The sequence below is a fragment of the Hyphomicrobiales bacterium genome, assembly GCA_016125495.1.
In the GTDB taxonomy this organism is placed as follows: Bacteria; Pseudomonadota; Alphaproteobacteria; order Rhizobiales; family RI-29; genus RI-29.
On sequence record WGLQ01000002.1, the window covers coordinates 280,834 to 300,549 of the forward strand.

General features: G+C 66.7%; 16 protein-coding genes and 1 pseudogene. 12 read left to right on the forward strand and 5 right to left on the reverse strand.

What is annotated here, in order from left to right:
• Position 1 precedes the first annotated feature (1 nt).
• The 5 genes from GC150_01790 to GC150_01810 all read left to right on the forward strand — a co-directional run bounded on the left by GC150_01790 (position 2) and on the right by GC150_01810 (position 6,140).
• Positions 2-940, forward strand: coding sequence for an ABC transporter permease subunit (locus tag GC150_01790; GenBank protein MBI1383632.1), 939 nt, complete (start codon positions 2-4; stop codon positions 938-940).
• 1 nt (position 941) lies between these two features.
• Complete coding sequence (locus GC150_01795) at positions 942-1,748, forward strand: ABC transporter permease subunit (protein ID MBI1383633.1); 807 nt, start codon at positions 942-944, stop codon at positions 1,746-1,748.
• Between the two features lie 35 nt (positions 1,749-1,783).
• Positions 1,784-2,809 carry an extracellular solute-binding protein gene (locus tag GC150_01800; GenBank protein MBI1383634.1) on the forward strand — a complete coding sequence of 342 codons (1,026 nt, stop codon included), beginning with the start codon at positions 1,784-1,786 and terminating at the stop codon, positions 2,807-2,809.
• A gap of 273 nt (positions 2,810-3,082) precedes the next feature.
• Positions 3,083-4,192, forward strand: a complete 1,110-nt coding sequence (locus GC150_01805) for a hypothetical protein (protein MBI1383635.1) — start codon at positions 3,083-3,085, stop codon at positions 4,190-4,192.
• Positions 4,131-6,140: a trypsin-like serine protease gene (locus GC150_01810; GenBank protein ID MBI1383636.1), complete on the forward strand. Its 2,010-nt coding sequence runs from the start codon at positions 4,131-4,133 to the stop codon at positions 6,138-6,140. Before GC150_01805 ends, GC150_01810 begins: the two co-directional genes overlap by 62 nt.
• A gap of 73 nt (positions 6,141-6,213) precedes the next feature.
• On the opposite strand, the gene GC150_01815 is transcribed toward GC150_01810, so the two are convergent.
• Positions 6,214-7,122, reverse strand: coding sequence for a dihydrodipicolinate synthase family protein (locus GC150_01815; GenBank protein ID MBI1383637.1), 909 nt, complete (start codon positions 7,120-7,122; stop codon positions 6,214-6,216).
• Between the two features lie 240 nt (positions 7,123-7,362).
• Between GC150_01815 and GC150_01820 the strand changes: the two genes are divergently transcribed.
• A complete protein-coding gene (locus GC150_01820) occupies positions 7,363-9,783 on the forward strand; it encodes a heavy metal translocating P-type ATPase (GenBank protein ID MBI1383638.1) in 2,421 nt (806 codons plus the stop codon).
• Here GC150_01820 and mnmA read toward each other — a convergent pair.
• Positions 9,778-10,983 (reverse strand): tRNA 2-thiouridine(34) synthase MnmA, encoded by a 1,206-nt coding sequence (gene mnmA, locus GC150_01825; protein MBI1383639.1) that lies wholly within the window; start codon positions 10,981-10,983, stop codon positions 9,778-9,780. The two genes, GC150_01820 and mnmA, sit on opposite strands and share 6 nt — an antisense overlap.
• A 266-nt stretch (positions 10,984-11,249) precedes the next feature.
• Here mnmA and GC150_01830 point away from each other — a divergent pair, with 266 nt between their 5' ends.
• Positions 11,250-11,534, forward strand: coding sequence for a DUF1153 domain-containing protein (locus tag GC150_01830; GenBank protein MBI1383640.1), 285 nt, complete (start codon positions 11,250-11,252; stop codon positions 11,532-11,534).
• A 105-nt stretch (positions 11,535-11,639) separates the two neighbouring features.
• On the opposite strand, the gene GC150_01835 is transcribed toward GC150_01830, so the two are convergent.
• Both GC150_01835 and GC150_01840 read right to left on the reverse strand, forming a co-directional pair.
• Positions 11,640-12,293, reverse strand: a complete 654-nt coding sequence (locus tag GC150_01835) for a hypothetical protein (GenBank protein MBI1383641.1) — start codon at positions 12,291-12,293, stop codon at positions 11,640-11,642.
• Positions 12,294-12,604: 311 nt separating this feature from the next.
• A pseudogene (locus tag GC150_01840) lies at positions 12,605-12,928 on the reverse strand (flagellar export protein FliJ).
• 559 nt (positions 12,929-13,487) lie between these two features.
• Between GC150_01840 and GC150_01845 the strand changes: the two are divergent.
• The 3 genes from GC150_01845 to GC150_01855 all read left to right on the forward strand — a co-directional run bounded on the left by GC150_01845 (position 13,488) and on the right by GC150_01855 (position 17,142).
• A complete protein-coding gene (locus GC150_01845; protein MBI1383642.1) occupies positions 13,488-14,186 on the forward strand; it encodes a response regulator in 699 nt (232 codons plus the stop codon).
• Positions 14,187-14,528: 342 nt separating this feature from the next.
• A complete protein-coding gene (locus tag GC150_01850) occupies positions 14,529-15,698 on the forward strand; it encodes a hypothetical protein (GenBank protein ID MBI1383643.1) in 1,170 nt (389 codons plus the stop codon).
• Positions 15,699-15,726: 28 nt separating this feature from the next.
• A complete protein-coding gene (locus GC150_01855; protein MBI1383644.1) occupies positions 15,727-17,142 on the forward strand; it encodes a DUF560 domain-containing protein in 1,416 nt (471 codons plus the stop codon).
• Positions 17,143-17,164: 22 nt separating this feature from the next.
• Here GC150_01855 and GC150_01860 read toward each other — a convergent pair whose 3' ends face one another.
• Positions 17,165-17,743, reverse strand: a complete 579-nt coding sequence (locus tag GC150_01860) for a biotin transporter BioY (GenBank protein ID MBI1383645.1) — start codon at positions 17,741-17,743, stop codon at positions 17,165-17,167.
• A 402-nt stretch (positions 17,744-18,145) separates the two neighbouring features.
• Here GC150_01860 and GC150_01865 point away from each other — a divergent pair, with 402 nt between their 5' ends.
• Entirely contained in the window at positions 18,146-19,354 is a 1,209-nt protein-coding gene (locus tag GC150_01865; GenBank protein ID MBI1383646.1) for an acetyl-CoA C-acetyltransferase, read from the forward strand.
• A 4-nt stretch (positions 19,355-19,358) separates the two neighbouring features.
• Positions 19,359-19,709 (forward strand): hypothetical protein, encoded by a 351-nt coding sequence (locus GC150_01870; protein ID MBI1383647.1) that lies wholly within the window; start codon positions 19,359-19,361, stop codon positions 19,707-19,709.
• Positions 19,710-19,716 lie beyond the last annotated feature (7 nt).

Sequence of the window (19,716 nt, forward strand, 5' to 3'; positions counted from 1 at the left end):
AATGGCGGGAGCGGTCGACGGCACGGGAGTGGCGGTTGGTAGGCTAGCGGGTGCGGAGCGTGACCGGGTCCGCGGCAACTGGATGCTGGTCGCGCCGGCGCTGACCCTCCTGGTCATCGGGGCATCCGGCCCCCTCCTCATCGTCGCCCTCTATTCGTTCCTCAAACCGGGAGCCTATGGCAACGTCGTCTGGGAGTTTTCGGGTCAGGCATGGCTCAACATTTTCCTCCAACGTGATATCTTCGACGACACGCTGAAACTCGCCGACGCGCACCTCACCATATTCTGGCGCTCGATCAAGCTTTCGCTGGCGACGACCCTCATCACCTTCCTGATCGGGTTCCCGACCGCCTGGTTCATCGCGACGCGGCCGAGGCAGACGCGGGCCGCCTGGCTCTTCCTCATAACCATCCCGTTCTGGACCAACCTCCTCATCCGCACCTTCGCCCTGATGGAGGTGATCCGGAACGAGGGGATCATGAACTCCGTGCTCATGTGGCTCGGGGTGATCGGAGAACCGATCCGGCTCATCTATACGGACACGGCCGTGCTGATCGGCATGAGCTATGTCTACCTGCCGCTCATGGTGTTGCCGCTCTATGCCGCGATCGAGCGGTTCGACATGCGTCTCGTGGAAGCCGGATACGACCTCTATGCAGGCCGGCTGCAGGTGCTTCGGCGGATCATCCTGCCGATGGTCAAACCCGGCATCATCGCCGGCTCGATCCTGGTTTTCATTCCTTCACTCGGAGCCTACGTCACGCCGCGCGTGCTCGGTGGCGGCAAGAACATGATGATCGGCAACTTCATCGAGCTGCAATTCGGGGCGGGACGCAACTGGCCGCTCGGGGCCGCTCTCTCGATGCTGCTGCTGATCATCGTCATGGGGGCGCTGCTGATCTACGTGCGGGCGGCGATGCGCGATGGGGAGAGGAGCTGAAATGGCGGCGCGCGCGCAGTTTTCCGTCACGCGGCTGCCCGGTTTCGCGGCGATTGCGCTGGCGACGTTCGTTGCGCTCTATCTGCCGATCATCACGCTCGTGGTCTATTCGTTCAACGCCGAGAAGTCGGTCGCCGTCTGGGGCGGGTTCTCCCTGCAATGGTACCACGCGGCATGGGAAAACCGCGCGGTGCAGGACGCCACGATACGCTCGCTCATCATTGCCGTTGCCGCCTCGGCGATCGCCACGCTGGTCGCCACGATGGCCGCGCTCGGCACGACGCGCACGGGCAAATTCCGCGGCCAGACCTTCATCTACGTCATGATCAACCAGCCGCTCATGGTGCCGGAGATCGTGACCGCGGTGGCGCTGCTCATCTTCTTTGCCAGCATCAAGGTGGCAACCGGTTACAGCGGGCTCGGTTATTTGATCCTGGCGCACTCGGCGTTCTGCGTGCCATTCGCCTATCTCCCCATCCGCGCCCGATTGGAGGGGATGGACCTCAGCCTCGAAGCCGCTGCCGCCGATCTCTATGCGACGCCCTGGAGCACCTTCCGGCGCATCACGCTGCCGCTGATGGCGCCCGGCATCATGGCGGGGGCCATGCTCGCCTTCGTCATCTCGCTCGACGATGTGATCATAACCGAATTCGTCAAATCGGCCGGCCAGGACACGTTGCCGACATACATGCTCGGCCAGATGCGCCGCGCCATCACACCGGAGGTGAACGCCATTTCGACGGCGCTTCTCGCCCTCACGGTCCTGCTTCTGACGGCCTTCTTCCTGCTCACCAGGAAGCGAGCCTAGGAAAAACGCCCCAAGCAACAAGGAGACCAAAAGCAATGAGGAAACTGGCGCTGACGATCGCAGCACTGCTGGCGGGGACCACCATGGTCCAGGCGGCCGGCGAGCTGCACATCTTCAACTGGGGTAACTACACCGCCCCCGATCTCATCAAGAAGTTCGAGGAGACCTACCAGGTCAAGGTCACGGTCACCGACTACGACTCGAACGACACGGCGCTGGCCAAGATCGAGGCCGGTGGTCACGGCTTCGATATCGTCGTGCCGTCCGCGAGCTACGTGCCGATCTTCGCCGGCAAGGGACTGCTCATGGAGCTCAATCCGGCCGAGTTCAAGAACCACGGCAATATCGCCCCCGAGTGGCGCGATGTCACGTGGGACCCGGGTCGCAAGTTCACCGTGCCGTGGCAGTGGGGTAGCACCGGCGTGGCGGTGAACAAGTCGGTCTATGCCGGTGATCCGAACACTTCGGACATCTTCCTCAACCCGCCGGACGAGCTCAAGGGCAAGATCAACGTCGTGCCGGAGATGATGGATGTCATCCCGCTCACCATCCTCTACGCCGGCGGGGAGCTTTGCACCGAGGACAAGGACGTCCTGCGCAAGGTCCGCGACCTCCTCATGGCCGCCAAGCCGCACTGGATGAGCATGGACTACGGCATGACGGAAAAGCTCGGCAACAGCGACGTCTCGGCGTCGGTGAACTGGAGCGGTTCGACGATGCGAGCGCGCCTCGTCAACCCCAATGTCGTCTACGGCTATCCCAATGAAGGCTACATGCTGTGGATGGACTCGGCCGGGATCCTCTCCGACGCCAAGAACGTCGAGAATGCCAAGCTGTTCCTCGACTTCATCATGCTGCCTGAAAACGCCGCGATGATCTCGGCCTTCGCGCGGTATTCGAACGGCATTTCGGGGTCGGAAGCTTACATGCCCGAGGAGATGAAAACCGCGCCAGAGGTCGTCATTCCGGCCGAATTCAAGGCAGCCGGTCATTTCAACCCGACCTGCTCGCCGGCAGCGCAAGCGCTCTATACGGCGATCTGGACCGAGCTGCAGAAGTAGTTCCGTTTCAGGAGCGGACGAGCGAAAGCGGGGCGCCGGGCGATGGCTCGGCGCCCCTTTTGTCGTCGCATCGCAAGGCGATCACATTGGCTGCGAGCGGCTCTCGGGTGCCGCCTCACGAATCTGTGTTGTCAGCGCAACTGCCCCATTCATTCACAGAGTCGAATGAATTTTTCCACAGCCATCGAATGATCCGCTCGGCTAGTCTCGTAGTGAGGCCTGCGGCTCGGGGGCGCGGCGGCAAGGCTCGGCGATAAGGTTCCGAGGAGTCCCATGCTCGGCAAGTTGCGCATTGCTCTCGCGATGGTCATGGCCGTTTGTGTAATGGCCTCCTGCACCGTCTTCCACTCGCTCGATGTCGGCGAGGACGGCATCATCTATTATCTTCCGAAAACCCTGGTCGAGGTAACCATCACGCCGTGGGGGCGGGCCGGCAAGGACGCCGATGGCCCGATCTATGCCATCGACCATCTCGTCCTCGACGTCGCCAGCCCCGAAAACAAGCCGGACATCCGGTATCCCTACGTGCTCCAGTACGATGCCAGCCGGTTCTCGCACGACCGGCTGTGCGTTGCGGCAGACAAGGGTCTGTTGCAGTTCGTCGAGGTTGCAACCGACGACAAGACCGACGACATCATCGTTTCGATCGCCAAGCTGTTCGGGCGGCTCGCGGGTCCGTCCGCGTTCACGGCCGATGTGCGTCAAGACGAGAGCACGATCGGACCGCTCGAGGCGATCAAGCTCGTGATGACCATCGATCCACTCGATCCGCGCGACGTCGAGGCGGTGAACCAGCGGATCGTGGCGGCCTATGGCCAGCACTGGGCGGAGGGGGCGGCACGATATCGCTTCAGCGTTCCCGATGCGGCGGCCATGCGGGGACAGGAGGGCTATCGGAATTGCCCGGTGGACGCCGTCTGCTACCGCACGGCGGTCTCCACGCGCTTCCTCCTGTCCGGACCGGGCGGCTACAGTTCGAGCGCGCACACCGACGTCGTCAACCAGGCGATCGTCGGCCACGTCGGCGTCACCAGGGCGTTCATGGTCGAGAAAGTGACGAAGCTCGGGTTCGACGGCGGCGTGCTTAAGTCGGTCGCGATTTCGAAACCGAGCGAGGTGCTGGCCGTCGCGCAATTGCCGCTCACCGTCTACGACGCGGTTCTGACTTCCGCGCTCGCGGCACCGGGCAAACTGCTCGCCAACATCGGCGGGCTTCCGGCGGAACAGCAAGTCGCGATGATCAAGCAGCTTGCGGAGAACACGGCCCAGATCCAAAACCTGGAGGCGAGCCTCGCTTCGATCCGCGAATCGGGGATCTCCGATGGCGCGGCCAGCGTCGGCGATGGGCTCTTTACGGTACGCTGCACCGGAAGCGGCACCTGAGTCCGTGATGCTTTCTCGCTCCGCGCCCATCGGCGGAAATCGATCGACATTCCTCAGGTGCGTCGTCATGCGTCTTTGGTCCGGCATCTGGGCTGGCGCATGGGGTCTGTGGGCGGGCGCCCGCAGCGCGGGGCGGGGCGTGGCGTTCCGGTTCGGGCTGGCCATCATGCTTGCGCTCGTCGGTGGCGTGACGGTCGCGTCGCACGGTTCAAGGGCCGAGGAGGACGGCATCGAGCGTGAGGTGCGCCGCCTTGCGGTCGAGCGCGTGAAGCGCGCTCGTGACGACCTCGCCGAGGAGTGGCGGTCGGGGCGGATCGCGCTCGATCGGGCTCTCGTGCGCTTCATGCGCGATCCGGCCGACAATGGGGACTTGCTCGAGGCTTTCGCTGCGGCGCGGACGCGTTCGGCATGGGAGGCGGCCAGCGGACTCGAAAAGGCGATCGGCGACATCGGCTGGACCGGTGTCGAGGAGGAAGGGGAAGAAAACCCGCGGCTCGCCGGGTTCGCGGTGGCGAGCGGGGAAACCCGGGGTGAGACTGGCGACTACGTCTCGTGCGTCATCGAAAAGCTCGACACCTACCATCGCCAGCGTATCGCACTTCTCGATTCGCTCGTGCGCGAGGCCCGAGGTCTTTCGCCGGCCGCATTCGCGGAGAAGATCGCGAGGCTCTATGAGACGCAGATCGATCGCGGTTGTGATTTCGGCCCCAACAAATTCCTCCCCGGTGCGACGTTGGTCTCCCTCAGGTGGGATGCGCGATGCCTCGATGGCAGCGAGGCCGAGCCACTCGCGTCGGACGGAACCGCCCCGCCGCATCAGCCAGCCGTCGGTGCTCTTCTCTACGACGACGGACGGCGCGGGCCGATCGCGATCTGCACGGGGACGCTGGTTGCCCCCAATGCGGTGCTGACCGCGGCGCACTGCTTCTGCAAGACCGGCGGGCTCAAGGACCGGCGCGGAACCTTCCACCGCACGGCGGCAGGCTGCGCGAGGGCGAGCCGCGTGCACGAGGGGCGACGGGTCGGTGCGCTCGATCCCGTCGGGCACAGCTTTTTTCTTCAGCATGTCGGTCGGCAGGAAATCGAGAGGGTCGTCATCCCTCCGGACTACCGCTGGCCCCGGGCGGACCTCGCGCTTCTCATACTACGCGAGCCGGTGGTCGACGTGGCGCCGCTCGAACTCAACACCGCGCGGCGCCTCACCGACGGTGACAGCGGGGTCGGAGTCGGATTCGGCGCCTACAACCCTATCGGTGCCGACGGCGGTCCGACGAGCGCTTGGGAGGTCAATCTCGCAACCGGACTCAAGCTGCAGGGCCAGATCGAGGTCGGGCATTGCTCTCAGCAGGCCTTCTGGAACAAGCTGATCTGCTGGCGCTATGGCAGGGCCTCGGCCGGCCGGCTGCTCGGCTCGATCTGCCACGGGGATTCTGGCGGTCCGCTGATCGTTACGGACAACCGCGGGCAGCGGTTGTTGGCGGGGGTGGCGACCGCCGGTGGGCCGAGCTGCCGCCCGGGCGCTGCCGCCTACGAGGTCGACGTCTTCGGCAACCGGAACTGGCTCAAGCGCACACTGGCGCGCCATCCGCCGTCACGCGCCAGCGTGAGGAGCGGAAATCCGCGCCAGGTGATCTGTTACAACTGCCGCGACTGTGGCGCGCCGGGGAGTCGCGCGGTCGAAGGCGGGTATGGGGTGCGCGCGCCGCGTGATGCCGGTCGGCTCAGGGTTTCCGTCAACTGCACACCGACGGCAGGTGAACTCCGCCTGACGGTCGCGCCGCGCCATGCCGGGGCGGGCGACGACATGGCGGGGGCGGCCTGCGACGAAGCATCGCGTTCGAGCGTGCAATCCTGCGTCTTCCCGACCGCCGAGGGACGGGAATACAATGTCAGGATCGGTGGCGATCCCCGGCGGGATTGCCAGATCGTGGTCACCGCTCTCGACTAGGGGCTGGTGGACGTTCGCCGGTGGCGGATCAGCCGCCTCCGGCCATCCGCCACCTGTTCCTTTACTCGTCGGTTCAGACCGAGGGAAGCTTCGGGCGGGTCTCGATGCCTCGGCGCACGATCGCCTCGACGCGGGCCCGCTCCTCGCCGACGAGCGGGAGGCGCGGCTCACGCACCCATTCCGCTCCCTCGCCGGTCATCTGGTTGGCCAGCTTGATCATCTGGACGAGCTTGACGTCGACGTCGAGGTGCAGGAGCGGCATGAACCAGCGGTAGATGGCGAGCGCTTCCTCGAGCCGGCCGGCCTTGGCGAGCTTGTAGAGGGCGACGGATTCCTTGGGGAAGGCGTTGACGAGACCCGCCACCCAGCCCGAGGCGCCGAAAGCGAGGTTCTCGAGCACGAGATCGTCGACGCCGCAGAAGATGACGTAGCGGTCGCCGAGGCGGTTGATCATGTCGGTGATGCGGCGGCTGTCGTGGCTCGATTCCTTGACCGAGACGATGGTGTCGAATTGCGCCAGTTCGGCGAACGTCTCGTCGGTGACGTCGAGCTTATAGGAGACCGGGTTGTTGTAGATCATGATGGGCAGGTCGGTGGCGCGCGCGATGGTGCCGAAATGGGCGAGCGCCTCGCGCTGGTCCTGCTGGTAGACCATGCTGGGCAGCACCATGAGGCCGTCCGCGCCGACCTCGGCGACCTCGCGGGCATACGAGGCGGCATCGCGGGTGGTGTATTCGGCGACGCCCGAGAGCACTGGTACCTTGCCGCCCGCCGCATCGCGGGCGGCGGCCACCACCTCGAGCTTTTCGGCGCGCGACAGCGAGCAGTTCTCGCCCAGCGTGCCGAGCATGATGAAGCCCTCGCAACCGGCGGCAAGGCACGAGCGCACGTGACGCTGCGTTGCCTCGAGGTCGATCGCCCCGTCCCTGGTCATCTCGGTCATCAGGGCCGGGAAGACACCCTTCCAGCTCACCTTCGTCATCGCCAAACCACCCTCACCTTCGGCACACACGGCGCCGGTCTGCATCGTGACCGCAGCATTTGCCGCAGTTTCGATCGGGATTATGCGTCGGCGGCGCCCCTGCCACAACACCGAAGGAAAGCTTCGCGATGCGGCACACGGACGCGCACACCTTGACCTTCCAGTAACTGGAAACCCTATCTGCCTGACATCTCGTATCAGTCGTGTTCGAACTGGTCCCAACGGAAAGGTGGGTTCGTCATGCGGTCGATCGATGGGCAGACGGTCGCGGCACACACACACACGGGCGGAAAGGCCGGCGGGGCAGGGTGCTGTGGCGATCATGCGGGCAGTGCGAACCATGGTGCCGGAGCGGATGGGCTCGAGCCCGGCAAGGCGATCGATCCGGTCTGCGGCATGACGGTCACCATCGCGACGGCCAAGCACATCAGTCTGGCTGGCGGCGGCGTGCACTATTTCTGCAACCCGCGCTGCAAGGAGCGGTTCGAGGCGGATCCCTCAGCGTACGCGGAGGGGCCGCCGCCGCCCAAGGCCATGCCAAAGGGCACGCTCTATACTTGCCCGATGGACCCGGAGATCGTGCGCGACGAACCGGGACCGTGCCCGATCTGCGGGATGGCGCTGGAACCCATGGACCCCACGGCCGCGCCGAGCGGGCCGAGCCCGGAGCTGCTCGATTTCCGGCACCGGCTCATCGTGGGAGCTGTGCTGGCGGTGCCGCTCGTCGCCATTGCCATGGGGCCGCACGTCGGGGTGCCGGTGCGGTCCTGGCTCGGCGCCCAGGTGGCCGACTGGATCGAACTCGCGCTGGCGACGCCGATCGTCCTTTGGTGCGGAAGGCCGTTTCTCCAGCGCTGCTGGGTCTCCTTCGAGAGTGCCCGCCTCAACATGTGGTCGCTGATCGGGATCGGTGTCGTGGCGGCCTATCTCTACAGTCTCGTCGCGACGGTGGCGCCGGAGGTTTTTCCGGCTTCGATGCGTGGGGCGGAGGGGACCATCGGGGTCTACTTCGAATCCGCCGCGGTGATCGTGGTGCTGGTGCTGCTCGGCCAGGTGCTCGAGTTGAAAGCCCGCGAGCGGACCGGTGACGCCATCCGTGCGCTGCTCGATCTCTCACCGAAAATGGCGCGGCGGATCGCATCGGACGGCAGCGAGGGCGAGGTATCGCTCGGAGACGTGAGGGTTGGCGACCGGCTGCGCGTGCGGCCCGGCGAGGCGGTGCCCATCGACGGCGTCGTGCTCGAAGGGCATTCGTCGGTCGATGAATCGATGTTGACCGGCGAGGCGGTGCCGGTCGAGCGGACCCCGGGCGACGAGGTCACCGGCGGCACGCTGAACGGGGCCGGCAGCTTCATCATGGAGGCACGGCGCATCGGCAGCGAGACGACGCTGGCGCGTATCGTCGCGATGGTCGGCGAGGCACAACGCAGCCGTGCGCCTATCCAGAAGCTGGCCGATGTCGTTGCGGGCTATTTCGTGCCGGCCGTGTTCGCGGTGGCCGTACTGGCGTTCGCGGCATGGGCAGTCTTCGGTCCGGAACCCTCGCTTGCCTATGCGTTCGTTGCGGCGGTCTCGGTGCTCATCATCGCCTGCCCCTGCGCGCTCGGGCTCGCAACGCCGATGTCGATCATGGTCGCTTCGGGGCGCGGCGCCAAGGAAGGCGTGCTGATCCGCAATGCCGAGATGCTGGAGCGGATGGCGGACATCGACACGCTGGTGGTCGACAAGACCGGGACGCTGACCCTCGGCCGGCCGAAGGTGACGGACGTGCTCGCCGAGCCGGGGGTGGCCGAGGACGAACTGCTCGCGCTCGCGGGCGGCCTCGAGATGGCGAGCGGCCATCCCCTGGCGGCAGCGATCATCGAAGCGGCGCACGAGCGCGGGCTCGAACTGGTCGGACCGCAGGATTTCGAGAGCCGGCACGGGCTCGGTGTCACCGGGCTGGTCGCCGGGCGGTCCGTTGCGCTCGGCAATCTGCGGCTGATGGGGGCTCTCGGCATCGATGTCGGCGAGCGCCTCGAGGCTGCCGAGCGATTGCGGGCCGAAGGGCGCACGGTGATGGCCGTTGCGATCGAGGGCAGGCTCGCAGGTCTCGTCGCGACCAGCGATCCGATCAAGGATACAGCGGGTGAAGCGATCGAGGCGCTGCGGGCCGACGGCATCCGGATCGTGATGGTTACGGGTGATGCGATGCTGACAGCGGCGGCGGTGTCGCGGCGCCTGCGCATCGACGAGACCTGGGCCGAGCAGCTACCCGAGAACAAAGCGCAGATCGTGCGATCCCTGCGCAAAGCGGGAGCCAAGGTGGCGGTGGCCGGGGATGGCGTCAACGATGCCCCGGCGCTGGCGGAGGCCGATGTTGGAATCGCCATGGGAACGGGGGCGGACGTGGCGATCGAGAGCGCCGGGATCACTCTATTAAGGGGCGATCTCAGGGGCATCGTGCGTGCGCGGCGGCTGGCGCGCGCAACCATGCGCAACATCCGCCAGAACCTCTTTTTCGCCTTTGGCTACAATGTCCTCGGAGTGCCGGTCGCAGCCGGCGTGCTCTATCCCTTCCTCGGGATGCTGCTCTCTCCGATGCTGGCTGCGGCGGCCATGAGTCTCTCTTCCGTGTCGGTGATCTCGAATGCGCTCCGGCTGCGCAACGTGCGGCTATGACAACGGCGGTGGGGATGGAGCATCCGGGGCGGGGCGAGCGGGGGTCGCGTGCGCCGGTCGATCGCCGGCACCGGGGTCGCGCCTGATCCAGCCGCCGCCGAGCACACGGGCGCCGGGACCGTCGTCGGCATAGAGGACACAGGCCTGGCCCGGCGAGACGCCGTGCTCGCCCTCGACCAGCAGGATGGTGACGGCACCGTCCGCCGCGACCTCGAGGCGGGCCGGGCGCGGCGGGCAGGTCGAGCGCACCCGTGCCCAGACATCCTGCGAGGTGCCCGGGGCGACGGGCGCGTCGCCGAGCCAATTGAGATCGCGCAGCGCGATGCGACGAGTCAGCAGAGCCTCGCGCGGGCCGACGACGACGGTGGCACTGGCAGCATCGATGTCGACCACGAAGAGCGGCTCGCCGGTCGCGATGCCGAGCCCCTGGCGCTGGCCGATGGTGAAGCCAGTGATACCGGAATGGGCGCCGAGGTCGCGACCGTCGACGTGGACGATGCGGCCGGGCCGGGCGGCGTCCGGCCTCAGGCGGTCGACGATCGTGGTGTAGCGGCCGGTCGGCACGAAGCAGATGTCCTGGCTGTCGCGCTTGCCGGCGTTCGCGAGGCCGAAGTCGCCCGCCAGCCGCCGAACGTCGGCCTTGCGCATTTCGCCGAGGGGGAATCGCAGAAATCCGAGCTGCTCGCGCGTGGTCGCGAACAGGAAGTAGCTCTGGTCGCGGTCCGGGTCGCCGGCGCGGTAGAGGTCGAAGCCGTGCGTTCCGGGGCGGCTCGCGACATAGTGGCCGGTGGCGAGGACGTCGGCATCGAGGTCGCGGGCGGCGCCGAGGAGGTCTCGGAACTTCACGGTCTGGTTGCAGACGACGCAAGGCACCGGCGTTTCGCCGGCGGCATAGCTGTCGGCGAATTCGGCGATTACCGAATCGGAAAAGCGCTTCTCATAATCGAGCACATAATGTGGGATGCCGAGCGTCGCGGCGACACGGCGAGCATCGTGGATGTCCTGGCCGGCGCAGCAGGCGCCCTTGCGCGTGGTCGCGGCGCCGTGGTCGTAGAGCTGCATCGTGAGGCCGATCACCTCGTAGCCCGAGCGTGCGAGCAGGGCGGCGGTCACGGAGGAATCGACGCCACCCGACATGGCAACGACGACGCGCGTCCCCGCCGGCGGCTTGTCGATGTGCAATTCGTTCGCAGTGTTCATCGTGAGCAGTCTCAAGAAATTGCTGTGTTTCATGTGCCGGGACCGGGGCAACCGTGGGCGGCGTTGCAGCGCCGGGGCGCCCGCACCAGGCGACTATCTGGGCGTAATCGGGCGAATGTGCAACGCCCGCCATGCGCTTCGGTACGCGGGGCGAGGCAGTCGGAGGGGGCTTTTCGCGCGGCGAAACTCGCCGGCCGCGATTAGCGGCACATTAATTGCTATTTGCTAGGCTCTTCTGAAGCTGGTCAGGTAATGTATCGAGTAAAATGACCGAGAAACAGTACAGGGCGCGTGTCCGCTATGTCATCGGGCCGGACGGAAGTCCGCTCACGATCGCAGATCTTCCCCCACCCGACACCAAGCGGTGGGTCATCAGGCGCAAGGCCGAAGTGGTCGCCGCGGTGCGCGGCGGGCTGCTCAGTCTCGACGAGGCGTGCGAGCGCTATACGCTCACCGTCGACGAGTTGCTGAGCTGGCAGCGCTCCATCGACCGGCACGGGCTCGCCGGGCTTCGGGCGACCCAGATCCAGCGCTACCGCGACAAGCACTGACCGGTTCCTGGCACTGACCGATCAGCGTGCGGAACGCCGACGCCCCCGTTGTGTGGGGCGCGGCGCGCCGACGTGTGGCCGGCCGCGCACCCTTTCGCGTGCGGTTCAGGGCTTGCGCACCAGGATCGGCGCCGGTTGCGCCGTCGTGCTGCCCGGAATGGTCAACTCGCTCGAGGTCAGCGGTTCGCACTCCGTCCGGTTCCGGCTCCAGGCGTGGGCACCGGCCCGGATCTGGCGCGAACGCACCCGGTCGAACGATTTGTTTTCGCTCAGAACGCGTGTTTCCCCGCCAACGGTGGAAAGCTCGATCACGAAGGCGATGAGGCCGTGGCGGTTCTCGGATGAACGCTGGTGGATACGGATGGTGGCGCGGCCACTGTCCGGCGGCGTTTCGCCGAAGAGCATGTGCGTGCCGGCAAGGTCGCGGCCGTAGCCGAGGTGGCAACGGTTGAGGCCGCCCGCAATGCGCGCATAGATCTCGGTTGCGCCGCCGGGCACACTCCAGCTCGCGGGCGCTTCTCCGAGGGCCTCGTCGACCGAGCTGGCCAGCACGGCCTCGGGATCGCCCCCCGGGTTGGCCGGGTCCGAAACGGCTGGTGCCGCAGGTGCCACCGGCTGCCCCGACGTCGCCGAACTCAGTGCCTCACCGATCGAGGAAAAGCCCGGCGTGCCGGCGCAACCCGCGACATGCAAGGTCAAGAGCAGCGCCAGGGCGGGCGAAACCGCGCCGCGCACGGCCATCGATGTGCGTGCTCGCATCCGTGATGCCACCGACCCGCGCTTGCGGGCGCCTCGAACCACGATCCGACCGGCATGGCGCCGGCTGGCGGCATTATCGGTCGATCGGGTCCGGCATGCAAACGGTGTGGCGCAGACGGCTGTTGATGCGCGCGCGTGGGCGCGTGCCCTGGTCGCGGGGCCGATCGATCGACGGCTCCGACGGACCGGGTGGCGGAGGCGGGCGGTTGAAGTCGGGCTCAGAGTGCGCGCGAGACGGGGCGCGGTGCCGATCGCGGGTGCGAGCGGCCGAGGCCACGGCCGCGACGCGGGGTCGGCAGGCTTTCGACCGCCCGATCACCCATCGCTTCGACTTTGCGCAGCTCCTCGAGCGCGGCATCGACCTCGGCTCGGGCGTCCGCGAGGCGATCGTTGAGATCGGCGACGGTGTCGACGAGGTTCGAGCGGCGGTTCTGAGCGGCCTTGGCGAAGGGCGGATAGGAGTAGTGATTGACGTCGCGCACGCCGGTGCGAGTCTCCTCGGCTTCGATCTGCTGGTCGAGATCCTCGGCCATCCGAGTGAGTTCGCCGATCATCGTCTCGAGATCGGTGACCCGGCGACGCTTTTCGTTCACCTCGAATTGCCGCTGACGCAGCTGGCTTTCACGCAACTTCATGGTTCGATACCCCTTACCTGTTCGAAAGATCGGCACGTTATCGTTATCAACTTCCGTGCCAGTTCTCGGGCCAGCACGTCGCGCCTGATCGACCGGTCTCGGCTCCCCCGAGCCGCTTGCCCCGAGGGGCAACACACCGATCGAAGAGCATCTTACACGCCCTTATTTAAGTAGCTGTAAACGTTGACGAAGACAAACACTGTTGCGCACATCGTGCTGACGCCGGGTGACGAATCCTGTTAGGAATCGAGGATCGCCGATTCGAACGACTTGCCGGGTTCCGAATCGCTCTCGCCGGGGTGGGCGGGCTGCGGTTCGCCGGATCGCGGAGCTGGCTCGGTGCACCGGGCCGTCTCGGCCTGTCGTTGCTCGTCTCGGCGATATGCTGGTGTGACTTGTGTTCAAATCGTAGCGAACCGGGTCCGCAGGGCAGCGGCGTTAAAGGATTTGGTAACCAGCTGCGGTTAGCTTTCAGCAATGGACGTTAATCGCAGCAGGCCGAAACAGCAGCACAACCGTGGGCAGCGGTTGTGGCCGGGTCAGAGGAAAGAGGATCGACATGAGAGTGTTGCTGATCGAGGACGACAGCGCGACGGCTCGTAGCATCGAGCTGATGCTCAATTCCGAAGGGTTCAACGTCTACCAGACGCATCTGGGCGAAGAGGGTGTCGATCTCGGCAAGCTCTACGACTACGACATCATCCTACTCGATCTCAATCTTCCGGACGTCAGCGGCTACGACGTCCTCAAGACACTGCGTGTCTCGAAGGTGCACACGCCGATCCTCATTCTCTCCGGCCTCGCGGGCATCGAGGACAAAGTGAAGGGTCTCGGCGTCGGTGCCGACGACTACATGACGAAGCCCTTCCACAAGGACGAGCTCGTTGCCCGCATCCACGCCATCGTGCGGCGCTCGAAGGGCCATGCCCAGTCGGTGATCCGGACCGGTGAGTACGAGGTCAATCTCGATGCCAAGACCGTCGAGGTCGGCGGCCAGCGCGTGCATCTGACGGGCAAGGAATACCAGATGCTCGAGCTGCTCTCGCTGCGCAAGGGCACGACGCTCACCAAGGAAATGTTCCTCAACCATCTCTACGGCGGCCTCGACGAGCCGGAACTCAAGATCATCGACGTCTTCATCTGCAAGCTGCGCAAGAAGCTGGCGGCGGCGACCGGTGGCGAGCACTACATCGAGACCGTGTGGGGGCGCGGCTACGTGCTCCGCGATCCGACGAGCAACGGTCAGGTCGCGGCCTGACGGCAGGCCGCAGGGCCACGACGTAAGCGCGATACCGAGACGAGGAGGCGGCCGCCGGCCGGCCTCCTTATTTCGTTCGAGCGCCAGACATCGAGTGTGGTGCCTGCACCTTTCGGCGGAGGCCGCGAGCAGCCGCGCGCCCACGCCATCTCGCATCTTGTTCACAGGCCGCATTCGTCCAAGGCGCAGGCTGCCGCTCGAATTGCATATGCAGGAAAGGTTGCGGCGCAATTTGGAACACCGCTTAACCCGATCTTCAGAGAAGGTGCGCTAAACAAGGCTCACGAGTGTCCCGACCTGGTTGCGCGTTCGGCTGTTCCGTCAAGCGAGGATCGTGTGGCCATGAAGTTGCGCAGTGTCGCGCCGGTGCTCGGCGCCGTGGTTCTTTCCGTCACGTTGGGTGGCTGTTTCGGATCGGGTCCGAGCGGCGAGCTGCAGGACCTCGGCATCGGTCCGATCCTGGGCAAGTCCGGTGGTAGCTCCGGTGGCGGTGGTTCGGGTGGCGGTGGTGCCGGTGCCGGCGGAGGTGCCGGCGCAGGCGGCGGCGGCGGAGCTGGTGGTGGCGGTGGCGGCGGGACGACGCCCACGCCCAACACGTTCACGTTCTACGACAACGAAACCATGCGCATCACGCGCGTCGCGTTCGACGATTCGACGACGGCCGATGTGATCCTGCCGACGCTGACCGAGCGTCTCGGAGGCGGGTCGACGAGCCAGTTCGAGCTGGAATACGTCTCCGCGAGCCCGATCGATCCCAACGCGCTGCCCGAGCGGCCGACCGCGATTACCATCCCTCAGGGGCGGTTGCCCGAGACCACCGGTCTCCAGCAGGTCTCGACCAACGGCACCACGACGCTCTATGCGAATGGCCCCGAACGGGTGCTCCTGACAAACGCGTCGACCCCGGGGGGTGTCGGTGCGGCGAACCAGCTCCAGTTCGCCCGCTATGGTCTCTTCGAACTCATCAACAACGCTGGGCACCACTATTCCGGTGGCTTCTACACCGCGGGCCAGCGCTCGTTCACATCGGACGTGGCGGCGGCCGTCGGCTCTTCCGCCACCTACAATGGCGCATTCATCGGGCAGGTCCAGAAGCCGGGCCAGCCTTATGCGCCGCAGGCCATCGCGGGTGCCGTCAACGTCGTTGCCGACTTCGACAACCATCGCGCCACGACCCGCATCCACAGCCTCGAGTACGAATCGGCGGCCGGTCCCGTGGTGCCCGCCAATTTCGATCTCCATGGCGTCGCCACCAACCTCAATTTCATTCCCGGGACGCCGCAGAACCTGCAACGGGGCTATTTCGGCGGTTTCAATGTCGTCGCCCCCGGCACGACCAACAGCCTCTCGCCGAACGGTATCGGCGGTCTCACCGCCATCGAAGCGGAGTTCCAAGGCCCGAAGGGCGAGGAACTGACGGGCACCGTTTCGGGCGAACTGATCGCTGTCAACCCGATCATCGACGACGCCACGAGGGTCGAACTCTGGGGTGCCTTCGGCGCCAAGCGTTGAATCCGGTTGGCGAGGGGACGGAGCGGACATGGCGCGGCAGGAGCGGCGATCGGCACGGCTCGTGAGGCACGCGTTGCGGCGCGTGCCGACGTCCGTTCGCGGGGGCTCGGTCCTGGCGGCGATCGCCTTCCTCCTCATCGGCCTCCTTTCGCCGATCGCGGCCGTCGCGGGAGATGGTGCGGCGACCACCGGCCGGCACGTGCTGGAACAAGCGGCGGAGGTCTACCGCAACGGTGCCATGGACGAGGCCGCGCGCCTCCTCGATCCGCTCGTTGCCGATCCCGGAGCGCTCGATCCCGACGCCGCGCTCACGGCACGTCATCTGCGGGGCCTCGTTGCGCGACGGCGGGGAGAACTCGAACTCGCCGCCGCGATGTTTCGCGGCATTCTCGCCGAGCGCCCGGACCTGACGCGTGTGCGCCTCGATCTCGCGCACACGCTTTTCCTTCTCGAGGAGGACGAGGGCGCGCGGCATCATTTCGAACTGGTGCGCTCGGCGAGCGGCGATCCGGTCGTCTCGCAGGTCATCAACGGTTTCGTTCGGGAGATGGACAAGCGCCGGCGGTGGAGTGCCTCGGCGTTCGTTTCGCTCGCGCCGTCCAGCAACATCAACCAGGGCACCAGCAGCGACGTCATCACGGTCGCCGGCCTGCCGTTCGTCATCGACGATTCCTCGCGGGCCAAGAGCGGCATCGGGCTGGCGGCGGGGGGAGCGATCGGGCTGCGGCACACGCTAGCGCCCGACATCGACCTCGAGGTCGACCTGCGGGGTCTGGCGAGGCGCTACCGGGAGGACGATTTCAACTACGCAAAGGCGGCCGCCTCGATCGGGCCGCGCATCCACTTCGAGCGGGGCAATGCTGCTCTGATACTCTTTGCCGAACGGCACTGGTCCGCCGACGAGGCGCTGAGCTTTGCTGCGGGCGTGCGCGCCGAGGCCCGCGTGAAACTGGCACCGACGTTGACCTCGACGACCGTGGCGAACTGTTTTGCGACGCGTCACGACGGGGACTGGCAGGGCATCGATCTGACGGACCGCGATGGGCATGCCTGCTCACTCGATCTGGTGTTGGACCAGGCGCTTTCGAGCGACAGCTTCGCGCGCCTGACGATCGGCGGAGAGGAATCCTGGTCGGAGGCCCCCTACCGCGAATACGGCGAGCGGATGATCGGCATCGGCGGCTACAAGGAACTGCCCTTCGGCATCACGCTCTTTGCCGAGGCGCGGGCGCGGCACCGGCAATACGATCTGGCCAACAGCCTCACCGGCACGGTGCGCGAAGACAGGGTGCTGGAAGGCGATATCCAGGTCACCAAGCGTGACCTCGAAATCTTCGGCGCCGCGCCGCAGCTCAGGCTGAGCGTGGCGCGGCGGCACAGCAACATCGACATCTACGACTACACCTCGCACGGGGTCGAGGTGACGTTCACGCGCGGCTTCTGAGCGCCCCCGGCGCGCTCTACCGTCAGCGGCCGATCAGGCGCCAGGCGAGCGGCAGCAGCGCGGCGGCGAGCGCCGCCTTGACCAGGTCGCCCGGAATGAACGGCAGCATGCCGACGGTGACCGCCTTCTCGAGGCCGAGCCCGAGGCCGAATGCCAGCCACGCCAAGCCGAATGCGTAGATCACCGCCGTGCCGATCAGCATGGCGAGGAACACGCGCACGGCCGGCCGACCCCAGCCCTGCCCGGCAAGCCAGCCCGCCGTGACCGCGGCGGCGAGGAAGCCGACCAGATAGCCGCCGGTGGGGCCCGCCATATAGGCGAGCCCGGCGCCTCCGGTGAAGACCGGCAGGCCCAAGGCGCCCTCGGCGAGATAGGCGAGAACGGTGAGGCCGCCGAGCCGCCAGCCGAAGGCGAGCCCGACCAGCAGCACGGCGAACGGCTGCATGGTCATCGGCACGGGGTACATCGGCACCTTGATATGAGCGCAAACGGCGATGAGCGCCGAGCCCGCGAGCACGAGCAGGACGTCGCGCAGCAGCGCGCCCGAGGCGGCGGGGCGCGGCCAGGCTGCATCGGCAATGAGATTGGTGTTGGTCGACATGCCTCTCGTCTCCTCGGTGCGTCGCGTCAGTCCCGGTTCCCGACAGCGGACGTTCGTTCTTGGCAGGCAACGCGCGATCGTCGGCGCGGGCGTGCCGGATCCGCCAGCTCTCTGCAACGGCTATAGCGGGCCGCCCGCGTGCGGGCTAGGCCCTCATGGCCACCCATGCACCTGTTCCATCGGCCGATGTCGACCGAGGTTCATCGATCATTGACGTTGACGTTAACGTAAATTATCTGTCCCGGCGGACCGGCGATGCCTGGCACCCCGGCTCACGGCCTGCACGAGGCGTGCACGCGCTCGTGTGCGCCGCGGAGGTGACCGGGGGCCGGCGATCTGCGATCCTATGGCCGAGGCGTGGACGTGGCTGGCCCGCCGACCGTCGATGCGGAGGGATACGAGATGACGGACGCATTCATTTTCGATGCGGTGCGCACGCCGCGCGGCAAGGGCCGCAAAGACGGCAGTCTTCACGAAGTGACGGCCGTTTCGCTCGCCTCGCAGGTGCTCGGCGCGATCCGGGACCGCAACGGGCTCGAGACCAAGCTCGTCGACGACGTCATCCTCGGCTGCGTGGCGCCGATCGGCGAGCAGGGCATGGACATCGCGCGGGCGGCGGTGTTCGGGGCGGGCTATGGCAACGAGACGGCCGGAGTGCAGATCAACCGCTTCTGCGCCTCGGGGCTCGAAGCGGTGAACATGGCCGCCGGACAGGTCGCGGGCGGCGCATCCGACCTCGTCATCGCCGGTGGCGTCGAGAGCATGTCACGCGTGCCGATGACATCGGACGGCGGCGCCTGGCCGGTCGACCCTCGCATCGCGATCCCCTCCTATTTCATGCCGCAGGGCGTTTCGGCCGATCTCATTGCGACCAAGTACGGGTTTTCGCGAGCCGACTGCGACGCCTATGCCGTCGAAAGCCAGAAGCGCGCGGGCGCGAGCTGGGCCGAGGGGCGGTTCGCGCGCTCCGTTGTGCCCGTGGTCGACGTCAACGGTCTCACCATTCTCGAGCGCGACGAGACCGTCCGGCCGACGACCGACATGCAGGCGCTCGCGGCCCTCAAGCCGTCGTTCGTGCAGATGGGCGTGGACTATGGTTTCGATGCGGTGGCGATCCAGGCCCATCCCGAACTCGAGGCGATCGAGCACGTGCACCATGCCGGCAATTCCTCCGGCATCGTGGATGGGGCGGCGGGCGTGCTCATCGGATCGCGCGCGGGTGGAGATGCCGCCGGCCTCAGGGCGCGGGCGCGCATCCGTGCGTTCACGGCGATCGGCTCCGAGCCGGCGCTGATGCTGACCGGACCCGTCGACGTCACGGAAAAGGTGCTGCGGCGGGCCGGCATGACGAAGGCGGATATCGATCTCTTCGAACTCAACGAGGCATTCGCCTCCGTCGTCCTTCGATACATGCAGGCCTTCGAAATCCCGCACGACAAGATCAACGTCAACGGGGGCGCCATCGCGATGGGCCATCCGCTCGGGGCGACCGGTGCGATGATCCTCGGCACGGTGCTCGACGAACTCGAGCGGCGCGATCTTTCGACGGCGCTGGTCACGCTCTGCATCGGGGCGGGCATGGGCTGCGCGACCGTCATCGAGCGGGTGTGACCCTATGCAAAGGATCGACATCGGTGGGCTCGGGCGAAGCGGCAGCGCCGGCCATCGCGAGCCGTTCCGGGCGGTGACCGCCGGGCGGTTCTTCGAGCGGTCGGGCGATGGCGCGGAGCCCGCCCGGTTCGACTTCGATCCGACGCGCCTTGGGCCAGGCGATGCGGCGGCCTTCAAGGCGGGGGCCACTGACGGTCATCGAGCCGTCGACCGCTCCGCCCGGCCCGCCCTCCTGCGCGAGATCGGCAGCCAAGGCACCGACGAGCGCACCCATCATCCCGACAACGATCCCGCCATGGCGCGGACGGCCGGCAAGAGCCGCTTCACGCGCAAGGACGGCACGCCCTACGCATAAGGAAGGT